19 protein-coding genes are annotated in these 26,266 nt (G+C 71.2%); 14 read left to right on the top strand and 5 right to left on the bottom strand.

Annotated elements, in window-relative coordinates; translation table 11 throughout:
• Positions 1–69 precede the first annotated feature (69 nt).
• Complete coding sequence (locus ACZ5U5_RS08940; RefSeq protein WP_469018287.1) at positions 70–1,959, top strand: AMP-dependent synthetase/ligase; 1,890 nt, start codon at positions 70–72, stop codon at positions 1,957–1,959.
• A gap of 44 nt (positions 1,960–2,003) precedes the next feature.
• Here ACZ5U5_RS08940 and ACZ5U5_RS08935 read toward each other — a convergent pair whose 3' ends face one another.
• Positions 2,004–2,591, bottom strand: a complete 588-nt coding sequence (locus tag ACZ5U5_RS08935; RefSeq protein ID WP_469018285.1) for a response regulator — start codon at positions 2,589–2,591, stop codon at positions 2,004–2,006.
• Between the two features lie 12 nt (positions 2,592–2,603).
• Positions 2,604–6,701, bottom strand: a complete 4,098-nt coding sequence (locus ACZ5U5_RS08930; protein WP_469018282.1) for a HAMP domain-containing protein — start codon at positions 6,699–6,701, stop codon at positions 2,604–2,606.
• 270 nt (positions 6,702–6,971) lie between these two features.
• Here ACZ5U5_RS08930 and ACZ5U5_RS08925 point away from each other — a divergent pair, with 270 nt between their 5' ends.
• Together ACZ5U5_RS08925 and hemW are read left to right on the top strand one after the other, a co-directional pair.
• Positions 6,972–8,903, top strand: a complete 1,932-nt coding sequence (locus tag ACZ5U5_RS08925; protein ID WP_469018280.1) for a SpoIIE family protein phosphatase — start codon at positions 6,972–6,974, stop codon at positions 8,901–8,903.
• A 194-nt stretch (positions 8,904–9,097) separates the two neighbouring features.
• Complete coding sequence (gene hemW, locus ACZ5U5_RS08920; RefSeq protein ID WP_469018277.1) at positions 9,098–10,330, top strand: radical SAM family heme chaperone HemW; 1,233 nt, start codon at positions 9,098–9,100, stop codon at positions 10,328–10,330.
• 288 nt (positions 10,331–10,618) lie between these two features.
• Here hemW and ACZ5U5_RS08915 read toward each other — a convergent pair whose 3' ends face one another.
• Together ACZ5U5_RS08915 and ACZ5U5_RS08910 are read right to left on the bottom strand one after the other, a co-directional pair.
• The gene (locus tag ACZ5U5_RS08915; protein ID WP_469018274.1) at positions 10,619–11,449 is read right to left on the bottom strand and encodes a DUF3097 domain-containing protein; all 831 of its coding nucleotides are present in this window, start codon (positions 11,447–11,449) and stop codon (positions 10,619–10,621) included.
• A 35-nt stretch (positions 11,450–11,484) separates the two neighbouring features.
• On the bottom strand, positions 11,485–12,228 hold the full coding sequence (locus ACZ5U5_RS08910) for an MBL fold metallo-hydrolase (RefSeq protein ID WP_469018271.1): 744 nt from the start codon (positions 12,226–12,228) through the stop codon (positions 11,485–11,487).
• 201 nt (positions 12,229–12,429) lie between these two features.
• On the opposite strand from ACZ5U5_RS08910, the gene hrcA reads away from it, so the two are divergent.
• From hrcA to ACZ5U5_RS08890, 4 genes are all read left to right on the top strand, one after another.
• Positions 12,430–13,446: a heat-inducible transcriptional repressor HrcA gene (gene hrcA, locus ACZ5U5_RS08905; RefSeq protein ID WP_351160429.1), complete on the top strand. Its 1,017-nt coding sequence runs from the start codon at positions 12,430–12,432 to the stop codon at positions 13,444–13,446.
• A complete protein-coding gene (gene dnaJ, locus ACZ5U5_RS08900; protein WP_361828118.1) occupies positions 13,447–14,583 on the top strand; it encodes a molecular chaperone DnaJ in 1,137 nt (378 codons plus the stop codon).
• A gap of 290 nt (positions 14,584–14,873) precedes the next feature.
• On the top strand, positions 14,874–15,971 hold the full coding sequence (locus ACZ5U5_RS08895; protein WP_469018267.1) for a nitronate monooxygenase: 1,098 nt from the start codon (positions 14,874–14,876) through the stop codon (positions 15,969–15,971).
• The gene (locus ACZ5U5_RS08890) at positions 15,968–16,726 is read left to right on the top strand and encodes a 16S rRNA (uracil(1498)-N(3))-methyltransferase (protein ID WP_469018264.1); all 759 of its coding nucleotides are present in this window, start codon (positions 15,968–15,970) and stop codon (positions 16,724–16,726) included. The genes ACZ5U5_RS08895 and ACZ5U5_RS08890 overlap by 4 nt, the downstream gene beginning before the upstream one ends.
• A gap of 58 nt (positions 16,727–16,784) precedes the next feature.
• On the opposite strand, the gene ACZ5U5_RS08885 is transcribed toward ACZ5U5_RS08890, so the two are convergent.
• Entirely contained in the window at positions 16,785–17,189 is a 405-nt protein-coding gene (locus ACZ5U5_RS08885) for a hypothetical protein (protein WP_469018261.1), read from the bottom strand.
• Positions 17,190–17,350: 161 nt separating this feature from the next.
• Here ACZ5U5_RS08885 and ACZ5U5_RS08880 point away from each other — a divergent pair, with 161 nt between their 5' ends.
• From ACZ5U5_RS08880 to ACZ5U5_RS08850, 7 genes are all read left to right on the top strand, one after another.
• Positions 17,351–17,917, top strand: a complete 567-nt coding sequence (locus ACZ5U5_RS08880; protein ID WP_469018258.1) for a hypothetical protein — start codon at positions 17,351–17,353, stop codon at positions 17,915–17,917.
• Positions 17,918–17,968: 51 nt separating this feature from the next.
• Complete coding sequence (locus tag ACZ5U5_RS08875; RefSeq protein ID WP_469019383.1) at positions 17,969–21,187, top strand: S41 family peptidase; 3,219 nt, start codon at positions 17,969–17,971, stop codon at positions 21,185–21,187.
• Positions 21,188–21,377: 190 nt separating this feature from the next.
• Positions 21,378–21,731, top strand: a complete 354-nt coding sequence (locus ACZ5U5_RS08870) for a histidine triad nucleotide-binding protein (RefSeq protein WP_469018255.1) — start codon at positions 21,378–21,380, stop codon at positions 21,729–21,731.
• 6 nt (positions 21,732–21,737) lie between these two features.
• Positions 21,738–22,646, top strand: coding sequence for a ribonuclease Z (locus tag ACZ5U5_RS08865; protein ID WP_469018252.1), 909 nt, complete (start codon positions 21,738–21,740; stop codon positions 22,644–22,646).
• A gap of 13 nt (positions 22,647–22,659) precedes the next feature.
• On the top strand, positions 22,660–23,661 hold the full coding sequence (locus ACZ5U5_RS08860) for an adenosine deaminase (protein ID WP_469018249.1): 1,002 nt from the start codon (positions 22,660–22,662) through the stop codon (positions 23,659–23,661).
• Positions 23,662–23,820: 159 nt separating this feature from the next.
• Positions 23,821–25,011: a macrolide family glycosyltransferase gene (locus tag ACZ5U5_RS08855; RefSeq protein WP_469018247.1), complete on the top strand. Its 1,191-nt coding sequence runs from the start codon at positions 23,821–23,823 to the stop codon at positions 25,009–25,011.
• Between the two features lie 87 nt (positions 25,012–25,098).
• Positions 25,099–26,202: a carbohydrate kinase family protein gene (locus ACZ5U5_RS08850; RefSeq protein WP_469018244.1), complete on the top strand. Its 1,104-nt coding sequence runs from the start codon at positions 25,099–25,101 to the stop codon at positions 26,200–26,202.
• Positions 26,203–26,266: the final 64 nt, after the last annotated feature.

The raw sequence follows: 26,266 nt of genomic DNA, 5'->3' as shown, positions 1-26,266 counted from the left end.
TACTCGCAAGTTAAACAAGACCAGCAGCCGCCAGCCAGTCGCCGCATAGTCGCGGGTCCGGAGGATGTCGTGAGCGACACACAGACCTTGATCGAGAACCGTCCGCCGTCCGTGGCCCAACTCTTCCTTGAGCGCGTGGCGGCCACGCCCGACGCGGAGGCCTACCGCTACCCGGTGCCGGCCGCGTCCGGCGAGGGCCCCGACGAGTGGAAGTCGCTGAGCTGGGGACAGGCCGCCGAGCGTGTCTACGCCATCGCGGCCGGCCTGATCGAGCTCGGACTCGCGCCCGAGGACCGGGTGGCGCTCGCCTCGGCCACGCGGGTCGAGTGGATCCTCGCCGACCTCGGCATCCTCTGCGCGGGTGCGGCCACCACCACGGTGTATCCGCAGACCAACGCCGAGGAGGCCACCTACATCCTGGCCGACTCCGACAGCCGGGTGCTGATCGCGGAGAACGCCGAGCAGCTCGCCAAGGCGCGCGAGAAGCGGGCCGAGCTGCCCGATCTGCGGCATGTCGTGGTGATCGACGCCGAGGGCGCGGGGCCCGTCGAGGGCGACCCCGACGGCTGGGTGCTCACCCTCGCCGACCTGGAGGCGCGCGGCGCCGCCCACCTGGAGAAGAACCCGGAGGCGGTCAAGGAGCGGATCGCCGCCATCACCAAGGACCAGCTCGCCACGATCATCTACACCTCCGGCACCACCGGCCGCCCCAAGGGCGTGCGCCTGCCGCAGGACAACTGGTCGTACATGGCCAAGGCCATCGCGGCGACCGGGCTGCTCGGCCCGGACGACGTGCAGTACCTGTGGCTGCCGCTCGCGCACGTCTTCGGCAAGGTGCTGACCTCCGGCCAGATCGAGCTCGGGCACGTCACCGCGGTCGACGGCCGCGTCGACAAGATCATCGAGAACCTGCCGGTGGTGCAGCCGACGTACATGGCCGCCGTGCCGCGCATCTTCGAGAAGGTCTACAACGGGGTCGCGGCCAAGGCGCGGGCCGGCGGCGGCGCCAAGTACAAGATCTTCCTGTGGGCCGCCGAGGTCGCCCGCGAGTACGCGAAGGTCAGCCAGGACAACTTCCGCAGGACCGGCAACGCGTCCGTGCCCTTCGGCCTCGGCGCCAAGCACAAGGTCGCCGACACGCTCGTCTACTCCAAGCTGCGGGAGGCCTTCGGCGGACGGCTGCGCGCCGCCGTCTCCGGCTCGGCCGCGCTCGCCCCCGAGATCGGCTACTTCTTCGCCGGCGCGGGCATCCACATCCTGGAGGGCTACGGCCTGACCGAGTCCTCGGCCGCCTCCTTCGTCAACCCGGGCGAGGCCTACCGCACCGGCACCGTCGGCAAGCCGCTGCCCGGCACCGAGGTCCGGATCGCGGACGACGGCGAGATCCTGCTGCGCGGCCCCGGCATCATGGAGGGCTACCACGGTCTGGCCGAGAAGACGGCAGAGGTCCTGGAGCCCGACGGCTGGTTCCACACCGGCGACATCGGCGAGCTGTCCGCCGACGGCTATCTGAAGATCACCGACCGCAAGAAGGACCTGATCAAGACGTCCGGCGGCAAGTACATCGCGCCCGCCGAGGTCGAGGGTCAGTTCAAGGCAGTCTGCCCGTACGTCTCCAACATCCTGGTGCACGGCGCCGACAAGAACTTCTGCACCGCTCTGATCGCGCTCGACGAGCCGGCCATCCTGGCCTGGGCCAAGGACAACGGCCTGGAGGGCAAGAGCTACGCCGACGTGGTCGCGGCCCCGGCGACGGTCGCCCTGGTCGAGGGCTATGTGAAGGAGCTCAACGAAGGCCTCCAGCGCTGGCAGACCGTCAAGAAGTTCAAGCTGCTGCCCCGCGACCTGGACATCGAGCACGGCGAACTGACGCCCAGTCTGAAGCTGAAGCGCCCGGTCGTCGAGCGCGAGTACCAGCACCTCATCGACGAGATGTACGCGGGTTCGCGCGAGGCCTGAGCCCCGACGCCCGTACGCGGGCGGGGTGGTGCGCGACGCATGCGTCAGCCGCCGCCCCGCCCGCGCCGCATCTCCTTCACCAGCTCCTCCATGTGCGTGACGTGGTGGCGCAGTTCGAGGATGTCCCCCAGGCTGCTGGCCGCCATGTGTGTCTCGATGGCCGACAGACGGGCGGCCAGTTCGTCGAACTGCTGCTGCTCGTGGGCCAGGATCTTCTCCAACTGCTGGTTCTTGCGGTGCAGTTCGAGGAAGACGGTGACCTTGGCCCGCAGCACCCAGGGGTCGAACGGCTTGGTGAGGTAGTCCGCGGCACCCGTCGCGTAACCCCTGAAGGCATAGCCCGCGTCGTTGTCGGTGCCCGTCAGGAAGATGATGGGCACGTCCTTGGTCTGGTCGAGCCGTTTGATGTTCGACGCGGTCTCGAAGCCGTCCATCCCCGGCATGCGTACGTCGAGGAGGATCACGGCGAAACGTTGGCGCAGGAGGGCCTTCATCGCCTCTTCGCCCGAACGGGCGCGTACCAGTGGTTCGTTGAGTGACCCAAGGACGGCTTCGAGCGCCATCAGGTTGTCCTCCATGTCATCGACAAGGAGGATGCTCGCGCGGTTGTCGGTCAGGACCTCTGTGCTCATGGTGACAGTGCCTCACTCGATCGTCGGCGGAACAGCGGCCTCCCCATGAGCGCCTGCCGGTTCCGGGGCAACGGTCGTATCTGTGGTGGTGGGCGTGTCCGGCTCTGTCCTGTCCGCGCTCTCGGGTGCCAGAAGCGCGCAGGCGACGGTGAGCAGCTGGTCCACATCCACGGGTTTGGGTACGTAGTCGTTGGCGCCCTGCTCGATGGCCTTCTCACGGTCGCCGGGCATCGCCTTGGCGGTCAGCGCGATGATGGGAAGGCCGGTCCAGCGCGGGGTGCGGCGGATCGCGGCGATGGTTTCGTAGCCGTCCATCTCCGGCATCATGATGTCCATCAGGATGAGGTCGGTGTCGGGGTTGCGCTCCAGGGTCTCGATGCCTTCGCGGCCGTTCTCCGCGTAGAGGACCGGCATGCCGACGCGGCTCAGCACATGGGTGAGCGCGAAGACGTTGCGGATGTCGTCGTCCACGATCAGGACGCGGCGCCCGCGCAGTATGCGGCCCGCGGGCCCCTCGCGGTACTCCTCCAGCTTGGTCGGCGTCGGCCAGCTGTCGTTCTGTTCGTGGAAGGTGTGCGGGGACATGGTGACCCGCTCCTCCTGCGGCTCCGGTGTGGTCAGCGACCTGGTCGCCGCGTACGCCGCCGCCGCGGGCCCGTGGCCGGGGTGCACCACCGGGACGTAGAGCGAGAACGTGGAGCCTTGCCCCGGGCTGCTCTCCGCGGTGATGCGGCCGCCGAGGAGACCGGCGATCTCGCGGCTGATGGAGAGGCCTAGGCCGGTGCCGCCGTACTTGCGATTGGTGGTGCCGTCGGCCTGCTGGAACGCCTCGAAGATGGCCGGGAGCTGATCGGCGGGGATGCCGATGCCGGTGTCCGTGACGGCGAAGCAGAGGCGGTCGCCGCCGTCGTGGAGCCGCCGCTCCCCGGTGTTCTTGACGCGGCTGACACGCAGCTCGACCCGGCCGCTCGCGGTGAACTTGACCGCGTTCGACAGGAGGTTGCGCAGGATCTGCTGGAGCCGCTGCTCGTCCGAGAACATCTCGCGCGGCACGTCCTCGCCGACCGACACCTCGAAGGCGAGCCCGCGGTCCAGGGTGAGCGGGCGGAACGTCGCGTGGACGTAGTCGAGGACCTTGATGAGGGGGAGCTTCTTGGGGCGTACGTCCATCCGGCCCGCCTCGATCTTCGACAGGTCCAGGATGTCGTTGATGAGCTGGAGCAGGTCGGAGCCCGAGCGGTGGATCGTGGTCGCGAACTGCACTTCCTGGTCGGAGAGATGGCTGTCGGGGTTGTCGGAGAGCAGCCGGGCCAGGATGAGCAGGGAGTTCAGCGGGGTGCGCAGCTCGTGCGACATGTTCGCGAGGAACTCCGACTTGTACTGCGACGACGTGGCCAGGAGCGCCGCCTTCTCCTCCAGCTCCGCGTTCGAGCGCTGCAACTCCGCCTGCTGGAGCTGGAGTTCGTCCGAGCGGTCCTGGAGCTGCGTGGCCAGCCGCTGGGACTCGCTGAGCAGTGACTCCGTACGGGAGTTGGCGATGATGGTGTTGATCGCGACGCCGATGGTGCTCACGAACTGGTCGAAGAACGCCAGGTGCACGTCCGAGAAGCGGGAGAACGTGGCCAGCTCGATGACGCCGAGCAGCTTGTCCTCGAAGAGGATGGGGATGATCACCAGGCTGGCCGGGGCGGCGTCCCCGAGCCCCGAGGTGATCTTGATGTAGTCGGGCGGCACCTCGTCGACGAGGATCCGCTTCTTCTCCAGGGCCGCCTGACGCACCAGGCCGTGCGCGGGCATCGCGCCCGTGTCGACGACCGAGCCCTGCGCGGAGCCGTACCCGGCGATGAAGGCGAGCCCCTTGACCGGGGGAGTCTGCAGCGTCGCGGCGTCCCCGGCCTCCGGGTCGGCCAGGAAGAAGGCGCCGTACTGCGCGTTCACCAGCGGCGTCAGCTCCCGCAGGATCAGGTCCGCGACCTCCATCAGGTCACGGTGGCCCTGCATCAGACCCGCGAGGCGGGCCAGGTTCGACTCCAGCCAGTCCTTGGCGCGGGTGGTCTCGCGGAGGTTGGAGACCATGACGTTGATGTTGTTCTTGAGCTCGGAGACCTCGCCGCGGGTCTCGACCGTGATGGACCGGGTCATGTCGCCCTGCGCCACCGCCGACGCGACCTCGGCGATCGCGCGGACCTGGGTGGTGAGGTTCAGGGCGAGTTCGTTCACGTTCGTCGTCAGGCGCTTCCACGTGCCGTAGACGCCCTCGACCCGTGCCTGACCGCCCAGTTGGCCCTCGGAACCGACCTCGCGGGCCACGCGGGTGACCTCCGAGGAGAAGGAGGAGAGCGTGTCCACCATGGTGTTGATGGTGGTCTTCAGCTCCAGGATCTCGCCGCGCGCGTCCACGTCGATCTTCTTGGAGAGGTCGCCCTGGGCCACCGCCGTCGCGACCTGTGCGATGTTGCGGACCTGGCCGGTGAGGTTGTCGGCCATGTAGTTGACGTTGTCCGTCAGGTCCTTCCACACGCCAGACACGCCGAGCACCTGGGCACGGCCGCCGAGCCGGCCGTCCGTGCCGACCTCACGGGCCACGCGGGTCACCTCGTCCGCGAAGGCACGCAACTGCTCCACCATCGTGTTGACGGTGTCCTTCAGCTCCAGGATCTCGCCGCGCGCCGTCACCGTGATCATCTTGGACAGGTCGCCGTTGGCGACGGCCGTGGTGACCTGGGCGATGTTGCGCACCTGTGAGGTGAGGTTCAGCGCCATGAAGTTGACGTTGTCCGTGAGGTCCTTCCAGACGCCGGACACGCCGCGCACCTGGGCCTGACCGCCAAGGTTGCCCTCCGTGCCGACCTCGCGGGCCACACGTGTGACCTCGTCGGCGAACGCGGAGAGCTGGTCCACCATCGTGTTGATGGTCGACTTCAGTTCGAGGATCTCGCCCTTCGCCTCGACCGTGATCTTCTTGCCGAGGTCGCCCTGCGCGACGGCCGTCGACACGAGGGCGATGTTGCGCACCTGAGAGGTGAGGTTGTCCGCCATGAAGTTGACGTTGTCCGTGAGGTCCTTCCAGACCCCGGACACGCCGCGCACCTGAGCACGACCGCCCAGATTGCCCTCCGTGCCGACCTCGCGGGCCACACGCGTGACCTCGTCGGCGAACGCGGAGAGCTGGTCCACCATCGTGTTGACCGTCGACTTCAGCTCCAGGATCTCGCCCCGGGCATCGACGGTGATCTTCTGGCTCAGGTCGCCGTTGGCGACCGCCGTCGTGACCTGAGCGATGTTCCGCACCTGAGAGGTGAGGTTCGACGCCATGAAGTTGACGTTGTCCGTGAGGTCCTTCCAGACCCCCGAGACACCACGGGCCTGCGCCCGGCCGCCCAACTGACCCTCGGTGCCGACCTCACGGGCCACCCGGGTCACCTCGGCCGCGAACGCGGAGAGCTGCTCCACCATGGTGTTGACGGTCAGCTTCAGTTCGAGCAGCTCGCCCGTCGCCTCGACCGTGACCGTCCGCGTCAGGTCGCCCTGCGCCACCGCCGTCGTCACCAGGGCGATGTCACGCACCTGGGCGGTGAGCCGGGAGGCCATCGTGTTGACGGCCTCCGTCACGTCACGCCAACTGCCCGAAAGGCCCCGCACCTTGGCGCGCCCGCCGAGCCGCCCCTCCGTGCCGACCTCGCGCGCGACCCGGGTGACCTCGCCCGTGAAGAGCGACAGCTGGTCGACCATCGTGTTCACCGCGCGGCCCAGGCGCCGCAGGTCTCCCCGCAGCTCACGGGAGCCGTCGTGCAGATCCACGCGCTGGGTGAGGTCACCGCCCGCGACCGCGTTCAGCACGCGCGTCGCGTTGGCCGCCGGGGCGACCAGGGAGTCGAGCAGGGAGTTGGCGTCCGCCACGCGCGTGGCCCAGCTGCCCTGCCCCGGACTCGCGGTGAACCGCTCGTCGAGGTGGCCGTGCCGGATGATCTCCCGGCGTACGCGCGTGAGTTCGCTGTCGAAGTGCAGGGAGCGGTCGAGCATCTCGTTGAACACCGTGTGCAGCTCGGCGACCACGCCGTGGCCGCTCACCGTGACCTTGGTGAAGTCCCCGTCGCGCGCCGACCGCATCGCCGCCAGGAGGTTGCGCAGATCGGACGCCGCTTCCGGAGCGGTTTCCGAGATGTTTTCTACTGCCGCGTCGGGATCGTTCCCGGTGCGTGGCTGAGGTGTCGAAGCTGGTTTCGGTGCCGGAATCCGACCGTAACCGAGCGCGGGCATAGCACTGTTATCACTCATAGCGGCCCACTTCAGTAACTCGGTGCTTATGGGCGTGGCCAGTCTGTCACTCTGTCCGTGTCGCCTGAGGCCTATTCGACCGAACTGCTCAGGAGCCGAAACGTGGGGTCCATTCCGATGCAACGGGAGACCATTCTCCGTGCGTCCGCCCAGCCGGGGCACCAGCCCGGCCCGCCGGCGGTGGTGTGCACATCGCTGCCCGGAAACCCGATGGCGCCCGCCGCCGCACGAAGGTTCGTTCGCGCCGCGCTCGCCGACTGGGTCGAACTCTCCGTGCCCGCCGCCGCTGGTGTCACCGACCGCCTCGCGGACGACGCCGTACTGCTGGTCAGCGAGCTCGTCACGAACGCCGTCGTGCACGCGGGCACGACGGTCGAGCTGGTGTGCAGACTCGACGAGGCGGGCCTGGGGGAGAACTGCGACACCCTGGTCATCGAGGTCTCCGACCACCACCCCGCCCGCGCGGTCCGCAGCGAACCCACGCCCCACCAGCCCGGCATGCCCGAGTACGGCCGCGGCCTCCAGCTCGTCGCCACCCTCTCCGACTCCTGGGGCATCACCTACCGCACCGGCACCAAGGCCGTCTGGGCGCGCCTCCCCGTCGGCGACGTACAGGCCGGACAGTCCGGACATGAGATCGAGGCGTACGCGAGTGAACAGGCCGCGCAGCGGGGTCTGCGCGCCGCCGAGATCCTCGCGCCGCTGCCCAGACGGATCACACACGACACGGAGTGGGTCAACCGCGGCGCGCTCACCTTCCTCGCCGAGGCCTCCGACCTGCTCGCCGGGCAGTTCGACGAGGACCTGGTGGCCGCGCTCGCCGGGCAGCTCCTCGTGCCGCGGCTCGCGGACTGGTGCGCGGTCTGGCTCGACGACGAGGCGGAGGTCGCCCCGCGCGGCTCCGCGAGCGGAGGCACGGGCTCCCGCCTCGCCCGCGTCTGGCACACCAGCGAACAGCGGATAGAGGAACTGCGCCGCAGCCTGGAGAAGGACCCGCCCCAGCTGCCCGACGAGGTGGGCTCCGGCGCCGTCCCCCTGCCCTGGCCCGGCGAGACGTCGGCGGAAGACGCGAACGGCACGGCCCTGGCGTACCGCCTCACGGCGGGCGGCCGTGTGCTGGGCACGCTCATCATCGGGCGGGCCGGGATGATGCGCTTCGCGGACGAAGTCACCGGCCTCATCGAGGACTTCAGCCGCCGCGTCGCCCTGGCCATCAGCGCGGCGCGGCGCTTTCAGCGCCAGGCCACCATCAGCCAGGTCCTGCAGCGCGGACTCCTTCCGAGCTCCGTCGCCGACATCCCCGGCGTGAGCAGCGGCGTCGTGTATGAGCCGCGGGACAAGGGCGGACCGGGCGGTGACTTCTACGACGTGTTCCAGGCGGGCAAGGGCCGCTGGTGCTTCGCGCTCGGCGACGTCCAGGGCAAGGGCGTCGAGGCGGCCGTCGTGATCGGCCTCGCCCGGCCCTGGCTTCGGTTGCTCGCCCGCGAGGGGTACGAGGTCGCGGAGGTGCTCGACCGTCTCAACCAGCTCCTCCTCGACGACGCCACGGAGGCGGCGGACGCGGCCGCGGCGGTGGTCGCGGTGGCGGGCGGCCAGGGCGTGCCGCCCGACGGGGCCACCTCCCGCTTCCTCTCCCTCCTCTACGGCGAGCTGGTGCCCATGGACGACGGCGGCGTCCGCTGCACGGTGGCCAGCGCGGGGCATCCCCTGCCGCTCCTCCTCTCCCCGGCCGGCACGGTCCAGGTGGCGGCCACGCCCCAGCTGCTGCTCGGGGTCGTCGACGACGCGACGTACAAGAGCGAGACCTTCGAGCTGCGCACGGGCGACACGCTGCTCTGCGTCACGGACGGGGTGACGGAGCGGCGTACGGGCCAGCGGATGTTCGACGACAGCGACGGCCTCGCGGCGGCCCTCGCCAGCTGCGCGGGCCTCGACGCGGGCCTGGTGGCGGAACGGATCAAACGCATGGTGCACGAATTTTCGGAGCGGCCGCCGGATGATGATCTGGCGGTGCTGGTGCTGCAGGCGCAGTGAGGTGATGTGCGGCTGCTCGGCGGGGGTGTGGTCTGTGTGGCTGGGGGTCCGGGGGTCGCCCCCCCCGGGTGGGTGCAGCCTCGGAGCGGCCGCCGGACGATGATCTGGCGGTGCTTGTGCTGCAGGCGCGGTGATCTGCGGGGGCCGTCGGACCAGCGGCGTTCGCTCTCTCCGGGGTGCGGGACAATCGAGGTATGCCTTCCGCACTGCCCGATGGTGAGCCCATGCCCGAGGACGGGGCCCTGCCCGCGTCCGCCCTCGCGGGTGCGGCGTCGCGTCCGCTCGGTTTCTACCTGCACGTCCCGTACTGCGCCACGCGCTGCGGGTACTGCGACTTCAACACCTACACCGCGACCGAGCTGCGCGGCTCCGGCGGCGTGCTCGCCTCGCGCGACAACTACGCGGACACGTTGACCGACGAGGTGCGGCTCGCACGGAAGGTGCTGGGGGACGACCCGCGCCCCGTCCAGACGGTCTTTGTGGGGGGCGGTACGCCGACGCTGCTCGCCGCGGCCGACCTGGTCCGCATGCTGGGGGCCGTGCGGGAGGAGTTCGGGCTCGCGGACGACGCGGAGATCACCACCGAGGCGAATCCGGAGTCCGTCGACCTCGCCTACCTGAGCGAGCTGCGGGCCGGCGGCTTCAACCGCGTCTCCTTCGGAATGCAGAGCGCCAAGCAGCACGTACTGAAGGTGCTCGACCGTACGCACACCCCCGGCCGGCCCGAGGCCTGCGTGGCGGAGGCGCGGGCGGCGGGCTTCGAGCACGTCAACCTCGACCTCATCTACGGCACGCCGGGCGAGACCGACGACGACTGGCGGGCCACGCTGGACGCGGCGATCGGCGCCGGGCCCGGCCACGTCAGCGCGTACGCCCTGATCGTCGAGGAGGGCACGCAGCTGGCGCGGAGGATCCGGCGCGGTGAGGTGCCCATGACGGACGACGACGTGCACGCGGACCGGTACCTGATCGCCGACGAGGTCCTCGGGGGCGCCGGATTCTCCTGGTACGAGGTGTCCAACTGGGCCACGTCCGATGCCGGGCGGTGCCTGCACAACGAGTTGTACTGGCGTGGGGCCGACTGGTGGGGGGCCGGGCCGGGGGCCCACAGTCACGTGGGGGGCGTGCGGTGGTGGAACGTCAAGCATCCGGGGGCGTACGCGGGGGCTCTGGGTGCGGGGCGCTCGCCTGGGGCCGGGCGGGAGATTCTTGCCGATGAGGATCGGCGGGTGGAGCGGATTCTGCTGGAGCTGCGGCTGCTTGAGGGGTGTCCGTTGTCCCTCCTTCGCCCCGCCGGCCTTGCGGCCGCGGGGCGGGCCCTCGCGGATGGGCTCCTTGAGGCGGGGCCCTACGAGGAGGGGCGGGCCGTGCTGACCCTGCGGGGGCGGTTGCTGGCGGATGCGGTGGTGCGGGACCTGGTGGACTGAGGCTCGGGCGTTCCCTGCGGGGCTTTCCCCAATCCCGCCCCTTCCCGAACTGGGGCTCCGCCCCAGACCCCGGTCCTCAAACGCCGGACGGGCTGAAAAAAGACGCCGCAGGCCCGGGCGGGCAACCGCGGGGTAATCGGGTGGGTGGGCGAGGGCCCACGACTCCGCTGAGCAGGCCGCGGGGCAATCGGGTGGGTGGGTGGGAGAGATCCGCCGCGGAGCGGCGGGCCTTGTTCGGGCCCGCAGACGGCTGCGGTGATGGCCCAGGGGCCCGCACACCGCCGTACGCTACTCCGCCGTGACGAAGTCGATCAGTTCCTCCACGCGGCCCAACAGCGCCGGCTCAAGATCCCGGTAGCTGCGGACCGAGCCCAGGATCCGCTGCCACGCGGCGCCCGTGTTGAGGGGCCAGCCCAGCGCCTCGCAGACGCCCGTCTTCCAGTCAGTACCGCGGGGGACCCGGGGCCACGCCGCGATCCCCACCGACGACGGCTTCACCGCCTCCCACACATCGATGTAGGGGTGCCCCACCACCAGGGCGGAGGGAGAGCTCACCTGCGCCGCGATCCGTGACTCCTTCGAGCCCGGAACCAAGTGGTCCACCAGGACGCCCAGGCGCGCGTCGGGCCCGGGGGAGAACTCCTCGACGATCCCCGGGAGGTCGTCGATGCCCTCCAGGTACTCGACGACCACGCCCTCGATCCGCAGGTCGTCGCCCCACACCCGCTCGACCAGCTCCGCGTCGTGCCGCCCCTCGACATAGATCCGCCCGGCACGGGCGACCCGGGCCCGCGCCCCCGGTACGGCCACCGAACCCGAAGCGGTACGCGTGGGACGTACGGGCGAGGAGGAAGAGGAGGAGGCGGCGGAGGGGCGGACCAGCGTCACCGTCCGGCCCTCCAAGGCGAAGGCCCCCGGCGTCATCGGAAAGACACGGTGCTTGCCGAAGCGGTCCTCCAGGGTCACCGTCGGACCCTCCGCCGTCTTCTCGCAGCGGATCACCGCCCCGCAGAACCCGGTGCTCAGCTCCTCCACCACGAGGTCCGCCTCCGCGGCGACCTCCGGCACGGGCTTCGGCTTCTTCCAGGGCGGGGTGAGGTCCGCGGAGTACTGGCGCATTTTCCCGACGATAGGAAGAAGTAGGGGGAGGCCGGCTACGACACGCCGAAGCGAGCCGCCAGTGTGGCGCGTTGCGTGCGGACAAAAGCCGCATCGACCACCGCGCCGTGCCCCGGCACGTACAGCGCGTTCTCGCCGCCCAGGTCCAGCAGCCGGTCGAGCGCGGCCGGCCAGCGCGCCGGGACCGCGTCGGGACCGGCCTGCGGTTCGCCCGACTCCTCGACCAGGTCGCCGCAGAAGACGATCTCGGGGGTGTCGCCCGTGCCGGGGACCAGGACCGCCAGGTCGTGGCCCGTATGACCCGGGCCGACGTTCGCGAGCAGGACCTGCACCCCGCCGCCCAGGTCCAGCGTCCACTCCCCGCACACCGCGTGGCGCGGGCGGACGAGCAGGTCGGCCGCCTCCGCCGCGGCGTCCGGGGCGACGCCCTGCCGCACGGCGTCCTCGCGCAGCTCGTCGCGCCCCCTCGTGAGCAGCGCGTCGAGGCCGACCGCGCCGTACACCTCCACGCCCGCGAACGCCGCGGCGCCGAGCACGTGGTCGAAGTGCGGATGCGTCAGGGCGAGATGGGTGACCCGGCGGCCCTCGCCGAGGATGCCGCGCGCCTGGTTGCGCAGCTCCGCGCCCTCGCGCAGGGTCGCGCCCGCCTCGATCATCAGCGCCGACTCACCGCCGACGACCAGGCCCGCCGTACAGTCCCAGACCGGCAGGCGCCTGCGTCCCACATGCGGCGCGAGCCGTTCCCAACCCGCCTCGTCCCAAGCCAGTGCCACGTCCATGCAGCCGACGCTAGCCCCGCGCGGGCGGCTTGGCAGCCGTCACTTCGGCCGTCGGACCGACATAGGGTCCGGCCCTTGCCGGGCCCGTACCTCGCAGCCGTACACTGGGCGCGGTGCAGGCTGGCACTCACCTGCGGGGAGTGCCAGGCAAGGCCGCGGGGCAGACACGTCCCAGGGCGAAAAGGTGGAGGTGTTGCGCGGATGCTCAGTGAACGCAGGCTCGAGGTGCTGCGTGCCATCGTCCATGACTACGTAGGCACCGAGGAGCCCGTCGGCTCCAAGGCGCTCACCGAGCGGCACAGTCTCGGGGTCTCGCCGGCCACCGTCCGCAACGACATGGCGGCGCTGGAGGAGGAAGGGTTCATCGCCCAGCCTCACACCAGCGCGGGCCGTATCCCGACCGACAAGGGGTACCGCCTCTTCGTCGACCGGCTCGCGGGCGTCAAGCCGATGGCGGCGCCGGAGCGCAGGGCCATCCAGAACTTCCTCGACGGCGCCGTCGACCTCGACGACGTCGTGGCACGCACGGTGCGGCTGCTCGCGCAGCTGACCCGGCAGGTCGCGGTCGTGCAGTATCCGTCCCTCACGCGGTCGACGGTGCGGCACGTGGAGCTGCTCTCGCTGGCTCCCGCCCGTCTGATGCTCGTACTGATCACGGACACGGGCCGGGTCGAGCAGCGCATGATCGACTGTCCCGCCCCGTTCGGCGAGACCTCGCTCGCGGACCTGCGGGCGCGGCTCAACAGCAGGGTCGCGGGCCGTCGCTTCGCGGACGTGCCGCAGCTGGTGCAGGACATGACGGAGTCCTTCGACGCGGAGGACCGCGGCACGGTGGCGACGGTGCTCTCGACACTCCTCGAAACTCTTGTCGAGGAGACCGAGGAGCGGCTGATGATCGGCGGAACGGCCAATCTCACCCGCTTCGGACATGACTTTCCCCTCACCATCAGGCCCGTCCTGGAGGCTCTTGAGGAGCAGGTCGTCCTGCTCAAGTTGCTTGGCGAAGCCACGGATTCGGGCATGACCGTACGGATCGGTCACGAGAACGCCCATGAGGGACTCAGCTCCACGTCCGTGGTCTCCGTCGGTTACGGTTCGGGCAGCGAGGCAGTAGCCAAACTCGGCGTGGTCGGCCCGACCCGCATGGACTATCCGGGAACGATGGGAGCAGTACGCGCAGTGGCACGTTACGTCGGACAGATCCTGGCGGAGTCGTAAGTGGCCACGGACTACTACGCCGTACTAGGCGTGCGCCGCGACGCTTCCCAGGACGAGATCAAGAAGGCCTTCCGGAGGCTTGCGCGAGAGCTTCACCCGGACGTGAATCCGGATCCGAAGACTCAGGAGCGCTTCAAGGAGATCAACGCCGCGTACGAGGTGTTGTCGGACCCGCAGAAGAAGCAGGTCTACGACCTCGGCGGTGACCCGCTGTCCCAGGCGGGCGGCGGCGGTGCGGGCGGTTTCGGGGCCGGTGGCTTCGGCAACTTCTCGGACATCATGGACGCGTTCTTCGGGACGGCGTCGCAGCGTGGCCCCCGGTCGCGCACGCGCCGTGGCCAGGACGCCATGATCCGGCTCGAGATCGACCTGGACGAGGCGGCCTTCGGGACCACCAAGGACATACAGGTCGACACGGCGGTCGTCTGTACGACCTGCAGCGGTGAAGGTGCCGCGCCGGGGACGTCCGCTCAAACGTGTGACATGTGCCGCGGTCGCGGTGAGGTGTCGCAGGTCACGCGGTCCTTCCTCGGCCAGGTCATGACATCGCGGCCGTGCCCGCAGTGTCAGGGCTTCGGCACGGTCGTGCCCACCCCGTGCCCGGAGTGCGCCGGCGACGGCCGCATCCGGTCGCGGCGGACGCTCACCGTGAAGATCCCGGCCGGTGTCGACAACGGCACGCGGATCCAGCTCGCGGGCGAGGGCGAGGTCGGCCCCGGCGGCGGCCCCGCCGGCGACCTGTACGTGGAGATCCACGAGCTGCCGCACGCCGTGTTCCAGCGGCGTGGGGACGATCTGCACTGCACGGTCACCATCCCCATGACGGCCGCGGCTCTGGGCACCAAGGTGCCCCTGGAGACGCTGGACGGCCTGGAGGAGGTCGACATCCGGCCCGGCACACAGTCCGGCCAGTCGGTGCCGCTGCACGGCAGGGGCATCACGCACCTGCGGGGCGGCGGTCGCGGTGACCTCATCGTGCACGTCGAGGTCCTCACACCGAGCAAGCTGGACGCGGAGCAGGAGCGGGTCCTGCGGGAGCTTGCGGTGCTGCGTGGCGAGGAGCGGCCTACCGGGCAGTTCCAGCCGGGGCAGCAGGGTCTGTTCTCCCGCCTCAAGGACGCGTTCAACGGGCGGTAGCGCCTTTTACGGGCGAGGGCGCCTCGAGCGGTGCCTTTCCTGCGCCCCCGGTAGCGGTTCGCCCGTGCCGGGGGCGCTTTGCTGTCTGTCCGCGGGCTGTCCTGGGTTGCTCGCGCAGTTCCCCGCGCCCCTTACGGGGCGTCCTGGGTTGCTCGCGCCCCGCGGCGGAGCCGCTCATGTCACAGTCCCGCGCCCCTGACGGGGCGCTCCTGATCATGCCGGGTGACGGGTGGGTGGGTGGGAAAGACCCGCGATTCGGCCCCCCGGCCAGGAAGTGGCACGATGCGTTCATGCCCACCGCACTGACCGATCTCTGCCGCCTTCCGATCGTGCAGGCCCCTATGGCGGGAGGCGCCTCGTGCCCCCAGCTCGCCGCGGCCGTCTCCGAGGCCGGAGGCCTCGGTTTCCTCGCCGCCGGGTATAAAACCGCCGACGGGATGTACCAGGAGATCAAACAGCTGCGGGGGCTCACGAGCCGGCCGTTCGGCGTGAACCTGTTCATGCCGCAGCCCGAGTACGCCGACGCCGCCGCCGTCGACGTCTACCGCAATCAGCTCGCCGGTGAGGCCGCCTGGTACGAGACGCAGCTCGGTGATCCGGACAGCGGTCGCGACGACAACTACGACGCCAAGCTGGCGATCCTCGTCGAGGATCCGGTGCCGCTGGTGTCGTTCACCTTCGGCTGCCCCACCCGCGACGTCTTCGACGCCTTCGCGCGGGTCGGCACCATCACCGTCGCCACCGTCACCTCGCCCGAAGAGGCGCAGACCGCCCAGTGGTCGGGCGCCGACGCCGTGTGCGTACAGGGCATCGAGGCGGGCGGCCACCAGGGCACGCACCGCGACAACCCCGAGACGGACGGCGCGGGGCTCGGCCTCCTCTCGCTCATCGCGCAGGTGCGCGAGACCGTTCAGATCCCGGTCGTCGCGGCCGGCGGTCTGATGCGCGGCTCGCAGATCGCCGCGGTGCTCGCGGCCGGCGCGGACGCCGCGCAGCTCGGCACGGCCTTCCTGGTCTGCCCCGAGTCGGGCGCCAACGCCCTGCACAAGCAGGCCATGACCAACCCGCTGTTCACCCGCACCGAACTGACCCGCGCCTTCTCGGGACGCCCCGCACGGGGCCTGGTCAACCGCTTCATGCGCGAGCACGGTCCCTACGCCCCCGCCGCCTACCCCCAGGTCCACCACCTCACCAGCGGCCTGCGCAAGGCCGCCGCCAAGGCCGGTGACGCGCAGGGCATGGCGCTGTGGGCGGGGCAGGGCCACCGCATGGCGCGGGAACTTCCCGCCGGGCAGCTCGTGGAGGTCCTCGCGGCCGAACTGGCCGAGTCGAAGGCCGCGTTGGCGGCCGGAGGGCAGCAGGGGACCCAGCCGGGGAGCCAGGCGTGACCGCGCCCGTCTTCGTCGTCGAGACCTTCGAGACCCGGGGGAACCCTGCCGCGGGCGGCGACGGACGCTACGTACTCGACGGTCCCGAAGGGCGCCACGCCGTCTCCGTGAAGCGGCTGCACGCCGGTGAGGACGTCGTCCTGACCGACGGGGCCGGGCGCTGGGCCGACTGCGTGGTCGAGGACACCGAGGGCAAGGACCGGCTGATCCTGCGGATGGACTCCGTACGGGAAGAGGCCCCGCAGGAGCCCCGCATCACCGTCGTACAGGCCCTGCCCAAGGGCGACCGCGGTGAACTCGCCGTCGAGACCATGACGGAGACCGGCGTCGACGCGATCGTGCCCTGGTCCGCGTCGCGCTGCATCACGCAGTGGAAGGGCGAGCGCGGGCTCAAGGCGCTCGGCAAGTGGCGTGCCACGGCGCGCGAGGCGGGCAAGCAGTCCCGCCGGGTGCGCTTCCCCGAGGTGGCGGACGCCCTGTCGACCAAGCAGGTGGCGGCGCTGCTCGCCTCCGCCGACCTCGCCGCGGTCCTGCACGAGCAAGGCAGCGAACCGCTGGCCACGGCCGAACTCCCGGCGGCCGGACACATCGTCCTCGTGGTCGGCCCCGAGGGCGGTGTGTCACCGGACGAGCTCGCGGCCTTCGCGGAAGCGGGGGCGAAGCCGTACCGCCTGGGGCGCAGCGTGCTGCGTACGTCGACCGCGGGGACGGCGGCGGCCGCACTGCTCCTGGGACGCACCGGCCGCTGGTCCTGAACTCCCGCGCCGGGTGAGGGCCCCGCGCCGCTGACCGACCGCATGCGGGTCGCCCAACTCAAGGTGCGGGGCTGAGGACTTCCTCAAGCAGCGGCCAGCCGTCCAGCTCGCGCGACGATCCGGCGCTGTCGCCCGGGCCCGGCAGCAATCCGCGCGCCGTCGCCTCGTCGACGAGCAGCCGGACGGATCCGGGCTCGTACAGGTTGAGCCACTTCCGGTCGTCGTCCCCCGTCGTGCCGATGAGCGAGCCTTGGTCCCAGGACCCCTCGGAGATGGTTCGCCCGGGTCCCGCCCGGAAGACGAACGCCGTACGCACCCGGCTGCCCTCGCGGCAGAGGGACAGCACGTGCCGGCAGTCGGGGCCGCCGGCACCCGCGGCGCGGTCGTGGCGGTGCCGGAACGACCACAGGTAGACGGTGTGTTCGTCGACGACCAGGCGTCGGAGTCTGCGGTCGCTTCTCATGCGGGGAGGTTACGGGCGGGGGCCGGTGTCAGGCGCGTCCTTTTTCGGGCCCCGCGTCCAGTGGCCCCCTCGGGACTGGACGCAAAGGGGACTACCGTCAGACGGCTCGCAGTGGCACCCTGCCGCCTATGGGGGCATTGAGGCGCTTACGTGATCATTCGGTGGCGGTACGCGGACGGCGCGGGCGGGTGCTGTACGCCGTCGGGCTCGCGGGGGCGGCGGTGATCGGGGCCGCCGCGTGCGACCCGGTCGACGGAGGCATGAACACCGCGGCCATCGCGATCACCACGGACGAGATGGCGACCAAGGAGCTGGAGCGGCAGCGCCTCGACGTGCTGTGGATCAGCTGCACCGCCCGCTACAAGTCCCGGGTCACACCGTCCGGTTCCCCGGACCGGGACGCCGTCGCCACCGTCGACTGCCAGGGCCAGGCCAAGACCGGCAAGGGCTCCGACGACACCAGCGACATCACCGTCAAGGGCTCGGTGTCGTCCGTCGTCGACGGGCACTGCGTACGCGGCAACCTCACCGCCAAGGTCGACGGCAAGGAGCGGTTCCGGGTGGACGTGCTCGGCGACTGCTCCGGAGGCGACAAGTCGGAGCAGCCACAGGACCCGGACCAGCCGGATCAGCCGGACCAGCCGGATGAGCCCGACCAGCCGCCCGCCGCGACCGTCACGGTGACCGTCACGCCCCATCCGTCCTGCTCATGCATCAGAGGCAAGTGATCCAAAACCCTGTCCGGGTCCGCCGACGCTGCCTAGGCTGGCTGAGTGACACTGACTGGGCACTCTGCGTATCTCCGGTTTCCCCATCTGCGCGGCGAGTTGGTCGCCTTCACCGCCGAGGACGACGTCTGGGTCGCGCCTCTCGACGGCGGCCGGGCGTGGCGCGTCAGCGCCGACAACACGCCGGTGAACCACCCCCGCATATCCCCGGACGGGACGACCGTCGCCTGGTCGTCCACGCGTGACGGCTCCCCCGAGGTGCATGTCGCCCCCGTCGACGGCGGCCCTTCCAAGCGCCTGACGTACTGGGGCAGTTCGCGCACCGCGGTGCGCGGCTGGACCCCGGACGGGCGGGTCCTCGCGGTCAGCACGTCCGGCCAGGCCTCGCTGCGCCGCAGCTGGGCGCGGGCCGTCCCGCTGGACGGCGGGCCCGCGGACACCCTGCCGTACGGACTCGTGGGAGATGTCGCGTACGGCCCACGGGACGGCCAAGTCCTCCTGCTCTCCGCGCCGATGGGGCGCGAGGCCGCCTGGTGGAAGCGCTACCGCGGCGGCACCGCGGGCAAGCTCTGGATCCGGCGCGGCGGCGCGGGAGACGAGGACCGCTTCGTACGCGTCCATGAAGAGCTCGACGGGAACATCGAGTACCCGCTGTGGGTCGGGGAGCGCATCGCCTTCCTCTCCGACCACGAAGGCGTCGGCGCCGTCTACTCCTCGCTGCCCGACGGCTCCGAGCTGCGCCGGCACACCGGAATCGACGGTTTCTACGCCCGGCACGCCGCGACCGACGGCACCCGCGTCGTGTACGCGTCCGCGGGCGAACTCTGGCTCCTGGACGACCTGGTGGACGCCGAGCCGCGCCGCATCGACGTCCGCCTCGGCGGCCAGCGCGCGGATCTCCAGCCGCACCCCGTCAGCGCGTCACGCTGGTTCGGCGCCGCCGCTCCCGACCACACCGGCCGGGGCAGCGCCGTCTCCGTGCGCGGCGGTGTGCACTGGGTGACGCACCGCGAGGGGCCCGCCCGCGCGCTCGCCGCCGAGCACGGGGTGCGCGCACGGCTGCCGCGCACGTTCCGGGTCGACGGCGAGGAACACGTCGTCTGGGTGACGGACGCGGAGGGCGACGACGCGCTCCAGTTCGCCCCGGCCACCGGCCTCGCGCCCGGTGCCACGCCGCGCAGGATCGCCGCGGGCCGGCTGGGCCGGGTGCTCGGGCTGGCCGTGGCGCCCGACGGCAGCCGCGCCGCCGTCGCCTCGCACGACGGCCGGGTGCTCCTTGTCGAGCGGGAGAGCGGCGAGGTGCGCGAGGTCGACCGCGGGGAGCACGGGGACGCCACCGGGCTCGTCTTCTCGCCGGACTCGGCCTGGCTCGCGTGGTCGCATCCGGGACCGAGCCCGCTGCGGCAGCTGAAGCTGGCGAACACGGCCGATCTCTCGGTGTCCGAGGCGACGCCGCTGCGGTTCCGCGACTACGCCCCCGCGTTCACCCTCGACGGGAAACATCTGGCGTTCCTGTCCGCGCGGGCCTTCGACCCCGTCTACGACGAGCACGTCTTCGACCTCGCCTTCGTCGGCGGATCGCGGCCCCACCTCATCACGCTGGCCGCCACCACGCCCTCGCCCTTCGGGCCGCAGCGGCACGGGCGGCCCTTCGAGGCGCCCGACAAGGACGAGACCCCGGACAGCGAGGGCTCGCCCGTCACCCGCATCGACCTCGACGGTCTCGCCGACCGCATCGTGCCGTTCCCGGTCGAGGCCGCCCGGTACTCGACCCTGCGGGCCGCCAAGGACGGCGTCCTGTGGCTGCGGCACCCCGTGCGCGGCGTCCTCGGCGCGTCCCGGGCCACCCCGTCCGACCCCGACCCGCGCACCGAGCTCGAACGCTACGACCTCGTACAGCAGCGCATCGAGGAACTGGCTTCGGACGCCGACCACTTCGCCGTCAGCGGGGACGGCAAGCGGGTGCTGCTGTGGGCCGACGGGAAGCTGAAGGTCGTGCCGAGCGACCGGCGTGCCTCCGGCGACGAGAGCTCCGACTCGAACATCACCGTCGACCTCACCCGGGTCCGGCAGACCGTCGATCCGGCCGCGGAGTGGCGGCAGATGTACGACGAGGCCGGGCGGTTGATGCGGGACAACTTCTGGCGGCCCGACCTGGGCGGGATCGACTGGGAGGGCGTGCTCGACCGGTACCGTCCGGTGCTCGGCCGGGTGGCCACGCACGACGACCTCGTGGACCTGCTGTGGGAGGTCGCCGGGGAGCTCGGCACCTCGCACGCGTACGTCATGGGAGGCGGGGCCCGGGGGAGTTCGGCGATACGTCAGGGGCTGCTCGGCGCGGATGTCTCGCGGGGCGCGGACGGGGCGTGGCGCATCGACCGCATCCTGCCCTCCGAGACCTCCGACCCCGCCGCCCGCTCGCCGCTCGCCGCGCCCGGGGTCGCGGTGCGCGCCGGGGACGCCCTGCTGGCGGTCGCGGGGCAGCCGGTCGATCCGGTGGTGGGACCCGGGCCGCTCCTCGTGGGCACGGCGGGGAAGCCGGTGGAGCTGACGGTGTCGCCCGCGGGCGGGGGCGACCCGCGGCACGCGGTGGTGATCCCCGTCGACGACGAGGAGCCGCTGCGGTACCACGCCTGGGTCGTCGACCGGCGTGCGTACGTCCACGAGCGGTCGGGTGGCCGGCTCGGATACCTCCATGTTCCGGACATGCAGGCTCCCGGCTGGGCGCAGATCCACCGGGACCTGCGGGTGGAGGTGGCCAGGGACGGGCTCGTGGTGGACGTACGGGAGAACCGTGGCGGGCACACGTCCCAGCTGGTGGTGGAGAAGCTGGCCCGCAAGATCGTGGGCTGGGACCTGCCGAGGGGCGTGCGGCCCCACAGCTACCCGGCGGACGCGCCCAGGGGGCCTGTCGTCGCCGTCGCCAACGAATTCTCCGGCTCCGACGGGGACATCGTGAACGCGGCGATCAAGGCGCTGGGGATCGGGCCCGTGGTGGGGACGCGGACGTGGGGCGGCGTCATCGGCATCGACAGCCGGTACCGGCTTGTGGACGGCACGCTGGTGACGCAGCCGAAGTACGCGTTCTGGCTGGAGGGCTACGGCTGGGGCGTCGAGAACTACGGGGTCGACCCGGACGTGGAGGTGGTGACAACTCCGGAGGACTACGCGGCGGACCGTGACCCCCAACTGGACGAGGCGATCCGCCTGGCGCTGGCGTCGCTGGAGACAACGCCGCCGAAGACGGCGCCGGAGTTGCCAGGGGGCTGAGGCGAGGGTGCGGGGCCGCGCCGGTACGTCCGTCCTCGCTGTCGTCCGATGGCCGAGGGGCAATCGGGTGGGTGGGAGAGGTCCCTTCGGCAACGCACGACCCCCGGGGGCCAAGGGGAGGGCCAGGCAGGGGCGCAGCCCGGATAACATGCGGGGAAGGCCCAGTAACCAGCTAGACCGGAGGCACCGCATGGCGGGTGAACCGCAGGCTGACTGCCTGTTCTGCAAGATCGTCGCGGGGGACGTACCCGCGACCCTCGTCAGGGAGACGGAGACGACCGTCGCCTTCCGGGACATCAACCCGCAGGCCCCCTCCCACGTCCTGATCATCCCCAGGGTGCACTACGCCGACGCCGCCGCCCTCGCCGCCGCCGAACCCACCATCGCCGCCGACGTCCTGCGCGAGGCCGGCGAGGTCGCAGCCGAGGAGAAGGCGGAGAGCTACCGCATCGTCTTCAACACCGGCACCGGCGCGGGCCAGACCGTCTTCCACACGCACGCCCACGTCCTCGGCGGACGCGGCCTGCAGTGGCCCCCGGGATAACGCACGTTGTCCGTACGCGAGTTGGTCGTCCTCGGCACCGCCAGTCAGGTCCCCACCCGGCACCGCAACCACAACGGGTACGTCCTGCTCTGGGACGGGCAGGGCATCCTCTTCGACCCCGGCGAGGGCACGCAGCGCCAGATGCTGCGTGCCGGGGTCGCCGCGCACGACCTGCACCGGATCTGTGTCACGCATTTCCACGGAGATCATTCGCTTGGCCTGCCGGGGGTCATCCAGCGCATCAACCTGGATCGCGTCCCGCACGACGTGACCGTGCACTACCCGCGCTCCGGACAGCACTTCTTCGACCGGCTCCGGTACGCCACCGCCTACCGCGAGACCGTCGCCCTCATCCAGGAGCCCGTGGCGGACGACGGGCCCCTGGCCGTCGCCCCCTCCTTCGCGCTCGACGCCGTCAAGCTCTCGCACCCCGTCGAGTCCTTCGGCTACCGCATCACCGAGCCCGACGGCCGGCGGATACTCCCGGAGCTGCTCGCCGCGCGCGGCATCGCGGGACCCGACGTGGGCCGCCTCCAGCGGGAGGGCTCGCTGCGGGGCGTTGCGCTCGACGAGGTGAGCGCGGTGCGGCGGGGGCAGAAGTTCGCCTTCGTGATGGACACCCGCCTCTGCGACGGCGTCCACGCGCTTGCCGACGGCTGCGACATGCTCGTCATCGAGTCCACCTTCCTGGACGAGGACGAACAACTCGCCCGCGATCACGGGCACTTGACCGTGGGGCAAGCCGCCCGGGTCGCCGTGGACGGCGGCGTCCGGCATCTCGTGCTGACCCACTTCAGCCAGCGCTACCCCGACCCCGGCGTCTTCGAGCAGCAGGCCCGGGACGCGGGATTCGACGGTGAACTCACCGTCGCCAAAGACCTGCTGCGTGTACCTCTGCCCAAACGAACCACCTGAGTGAGCCGCCGCCATGCCCCTTCCCAAAGCCGAACTCCACCTCCACATCGAGGGGACGCTCGAACCCGAGCTCGCTTTCACCCTCGCTGCCCGCAACGGCGTCACGCTCCCGTACGCGGACACCGAAGAGCTCCGCAAGGCCTACCTCTTCGATGACCTGCAGTCCTTTCTCAACCTGTACTACGGGTTGATGGCCGTGCTGCGGACCGAGGCGGACTTCGAGGAGCTCGCCGACGCCTATCTGGCGCGAGCGGCCCAGCAAGGCGTGCGGCACGTGGAGATCTTCTTCGACCCACAGGCGCACATGACGCGCGGCGTCGGCATCGGCACCGTGATCGAAGGGCTCGGGCGCGCCCTCGACCGCAGTGTCGAGCGGCACGGGATCTCGACCAAGCTCATCATGTGCTTCCTGCGCGACGAGTCCGCCGAGTCCGCCCTGGAGACGCTGGAAGCCGCCAAGCCCCACCTGCACCGCATCATCGGCGTCGGTCTCGACTCCGCCGAGGTCGGGCACCCGCCCGCCAAGTTCCGCGAGGTGTACGAGGCGGCGGCCAAGCTCGGCCTGCGCCGCGTCGCGCACGCGGGCGAGGAGGGGCCGCCCGCGTACATCACGGAGGCCCTGGACGTCCTGGGCGTCGAGCGCATCGACCACGGGCTGCGCTGCATGGAGGACCCGCAACTGGTCGAACGCCTCGTGCGCGAGCGGATCCCGCTCACCCTGTGCCCGCTGTCCAACGTCCGGCTGCGCGCCATCGACGTACTCGAAGACCACCCGCTCGCACGGATGATGGACGCCGGTCTCCTCTGCACGGTCAACTCCGACGACCCCGCGTACTTCGGCGGCTATGTCGACGACACCTTCCACGCCGTACGGGAAGCCCTGTCCATCGACCAGGAACGGCTGCGGGAACTCGCGCGGAACTCGTTCGAGGCGTCCTTCCTCGACGGCAGCGCACAGGACGAGGCACTGCGGGCGCGGTACCTCGCCGAGGTCGCGGAATATTCCTTCGACTGATCGACGGGAGCGGAGCTACGGTTTCGCGCATGGACTCCTTCATCCAGCTCTACGGCTGACACGGCCTCGCCGGTCCGAGCGCCCCGCTGAACAGCGGTTGCGGCGCCGGTCCGGCACGCCTTCATCCGTAGCAGTGGCATCACACGAAGGAACTCACCCATGCATCGTCGAACCTCCCGTCACCGCGCCCATATCGCCATGGTCGGCACCCCGATGGTCAGCCATGTGCTGCCCAGCCTGGAGATCATCCGTGAACTGGTGGCGCGCGGCCACCGGGTGACGTACGCCAACGACCCGGCGAACCGCGGGCTGATCGAGCCCACCGGCGCCGAACTCGTCCCGTGCACGTCGGTACTGCCGTTCAAGGACAACGTCTGGCCCGAGGACCCGATCGCCGCGAGCGGTCTCTTCCTCGACGACGCGATGGCGCTGCTCCCGCAGTTGCGCGCGTTCTACGACGACGACCCGGCCGATCTGTATCTGTACGACATCGGCGCGTACGTCGCCCGCGCCCTCGCCGAAGGGCAGCAGCGGCCGTTCCTGCAGCTGTCGCCCACCTTCGTGGCCTGGGAGGGGTACCAGGAGGAGGTCGGGGCGCAGATCCGGCAGCTGCCCGGAGCCCTCGACCTGGAGGAGCGCTTCGGGCGGTGGCTCGCCACCAGCGGCGCCACGACCCTGGACGTCGCCACGTTCTCGGGCACGCCCGAGCGTGCCGTCGCGATGATCCCCCGGGCCATGCAGCTGTCCGCCGACCGGGTCGACCCCAAGCGGGTCGACTTCGTCGGGCCCTGCTTCGGCGACCGGGCGGCACAGGGCGGCTGGCAGCGGCCCGAGGGCGCCGAGAAGGTACTGCTCGTGTCCCTCGGCTCCTCCTACACCCAGCAGCCCGAGTTCTACCGGAACTGCGTCGGCGCGTTCGGCGGCCTGCCGGGATGGCACGTGGTGCTGCAGATCGGCAAGCACGTGGATCCCGCGGAGCTCGGGGAAGTGCCGGCGAACGTGGAAGTGAGCTCGTGGGTACCGCAGTTGGCGATCCTGGAGCAGGCCGACGCGTTCGTCACCCACGCGGGTATGGGCAGCAGCAGTGAAGGGCTGTTCAACGGCGTACCGATGATCGCCGTGCCCCAGGGCGCGGAGCAGCCGCTCAACGCGGACCGGCTCGTGGAGCTGGGGGTCGCGCGGCGCATCGACACCGCCGACGCGACCGCCGACGCGTTGCGTTCGGCTCTCCTTGAGCTGACGTCCGACCCCGACGTCGCGCTCCGGGCCGCCCGTCTGAAGGCGGAGGTGCGGGCCGAGGGCGGCACCGCTCGGGCCGCCGACCTCGTCGAGGCGGAGCTCGGCGGGTAGCGGCCGACCCCGGCACGCCGGGCGGACCGTACCCTCGGCCCGTCCGGCGTTCGGCCCCCGGTGGCCTGAATCCGTTACGTTGCCTGCATGGTCGTACCTCTCAAACCCAGCATCGACCCGCTCAAGGGAGCCCGCAGAGCAGGCGATCCGCCCTGCGACGTCTTCCTCACCGGCACGGTCTTCCTCGACATCATCTTCACCGGGCTCGACTCCGCGCCCGTACGCGGCACCGAGTCCTGGGCCCGCGGCATGGGGTCGAGCCCCGGCGGCGTCGCCAACATGGCGACCGCCCTCGCCCGGCTCGGCCTGCGCACCTCCCTCGCCGCGGCATTCGGGGACGACCACTACGGCGAGTACTGCTGGGACGCGCTCGAACAGGGCGAGGGCATCGACCTCGCGACCTCACGCACCGTGCCCGGCTGGCACTCGCCGGTGACCGTCTCCATGGCCTACGAGGGTGAGCGGACCATGGTCAGCCACGGCCACGAGCCGCCGCCCGACGCCGCATCCCCGGACGGCGGCGCCCCGGCCTGCCCGCCACGCGCGCGTGCCGCCGTCGCCTCTCTGACGCCCGGCACGCGCGCGCCGTGGATCGCCGAGGCCGCGCGCACGGGTACGCGGATCTTCGCCGACGTCGGGTGGGACGACACGGGGCGCTGGGACCTGGCGGGGCTACCGGACCTGGCGCACTGCGAGGCGTTCCTGCCGAACGCGGAGGAGGCCATGCGCTACACCCGTACGCAGTGCCCTCGGGCCGCCGCGCGTGCGCTGACCGAACACGTGCCGCTCGCCGTGGTGACGCTGGGTGCCGAAGGGGCGTACGCGGTGGACGGGCGGACCGGCGAGACGGCCGAGGTTCCGGCCATCGCGGTCGAGGCGCTCGATCCCACCGGGGCCGGTGATGTCTTCGTGGCGGGCTTCGTGACGGGCACCCTCGCCGGATGGCCCCTCGCGGACCGGCTCGCCTTCGCGGGGCTCACGGCGGCGCTCTCCGTGCAGGAGTTCGGCGGCTCCCTCTCGGCGCCGGGCTGGGCGGAGGTCGCCACGTGGTGGCGGACCGTGCGCGAGGTCGACGACCAGGACCCCGTGGCGCTGCGCAGGTACGGCTTCCTGGAGGGCCTGCTTCCGGAGGCCACACGCCCGTGGCCGCTGCGGCGCGCGGTGCCCACGATCGGGTTCCGGTCGGCGTAGCTCCAGCCCGAAAATCGCACAGTCGTGCGTGACCGGAGTGGAAAAGCCCTACGGCGGTGACAGT

Source organism: Streptomyces sp. NPDC033177 (genome assembly GCF_055577715.1).
Note: the sequence above shows the minus strand (reverse complement) of the source record. Positions and strands in the feature narration are given on the sequence as shown.

Excerpts from the sequence above, each read along its gene's own strand:
- ACZ5U5_RS08935 (WP_469018285.1), bottom strand. The coding sequence starts at position 2,591 with ATGAGCACAGAGGTCCTGACCGACAACCGCGCGAGCATCCTCCTTGTC.
- ACZ5U5_RS08930 (WP_469018282.1), bottom strand. The coding sequence starts at position 6,701 with ATGCGGTCGGCGCGCGACGGGGACTTCACCAAGGTCACGGTGAGCGGC.
- hemW (WP_469018277.1), top strand. The coding sequence starts at position 9,098 with ATGCCTTCCGCACTGCCCGATGGTGAGCCCATGCCCGAGGACGGGGCC.
- ACZ5U5_RS08915 (WP_469018274.1), bottom strand. The coding sequence starts at position 11,449 with ATGCGCCAGTACTCCGCGGACCTCACCCCGCCCTGGAAGAAGCCGAAG.
- ACZ5U5_RS08910 (WP_469018271.1), bottom strand. The coding sequence starts at position 12,228 with ATGGACGTGGCACTGGCTTGGGACGAGGCGGGTTGGGAACGGCTCGCG.
- hrcA (WP_351160429.1), top strand. The coding sequence starts at position 12,430 with ATGCTCAGTGAACGCAGGCTCGAGGTGCTGCGTGCCATCGTCCATGAC.
- ACZ5U5_RS08895 (WP_469018267.1), top strand. The coding sequence starts at position 14,874 with ATGCCCACCGCACTGACCGATCTCTGCCGCCTTCCGATCGTGCAGGCC.
- ACZ5U5_RS08885 (WP_469018261.1), bottom strand. The coding sequence starts at position 17,189 with ATGAGAAGCGACCGCAGACTCCGACGCCTGGTCGTCGACGAACACACC.
- ACZ5U5_RS08870 (WP_469018255.1), top strand. The coding sequence starts at position 21,378 with ATGGCGGGTGAACCGCAGGCTGACTGCCTGTTCTGCAAGATCGTCGCG.
- ACZ5U5_RS08860 (WP_469018249.1), top strand. The coding sequence starts at position 22,660 with ATGCCCCTTCCCAAAGCCGAACTCCACCTCCACATCGAGGGGACGCTC.
- ACZ5U5_RS08855 (WP_469018247.1), top strand. The coding sequence starts at position 23,821 with ATGCATCGTCGAACCTCCCGTCACCGCGCCCATATCGCCATGGTCGGC.
- ACZ5U5_RS08850 (WP_469018244.1), top strand. The coding sequence starts at position 25,099 with ATGGTCGTACCTCTCAAACCCAGCATCGACCCGCTCAAGGGAGCCCGC.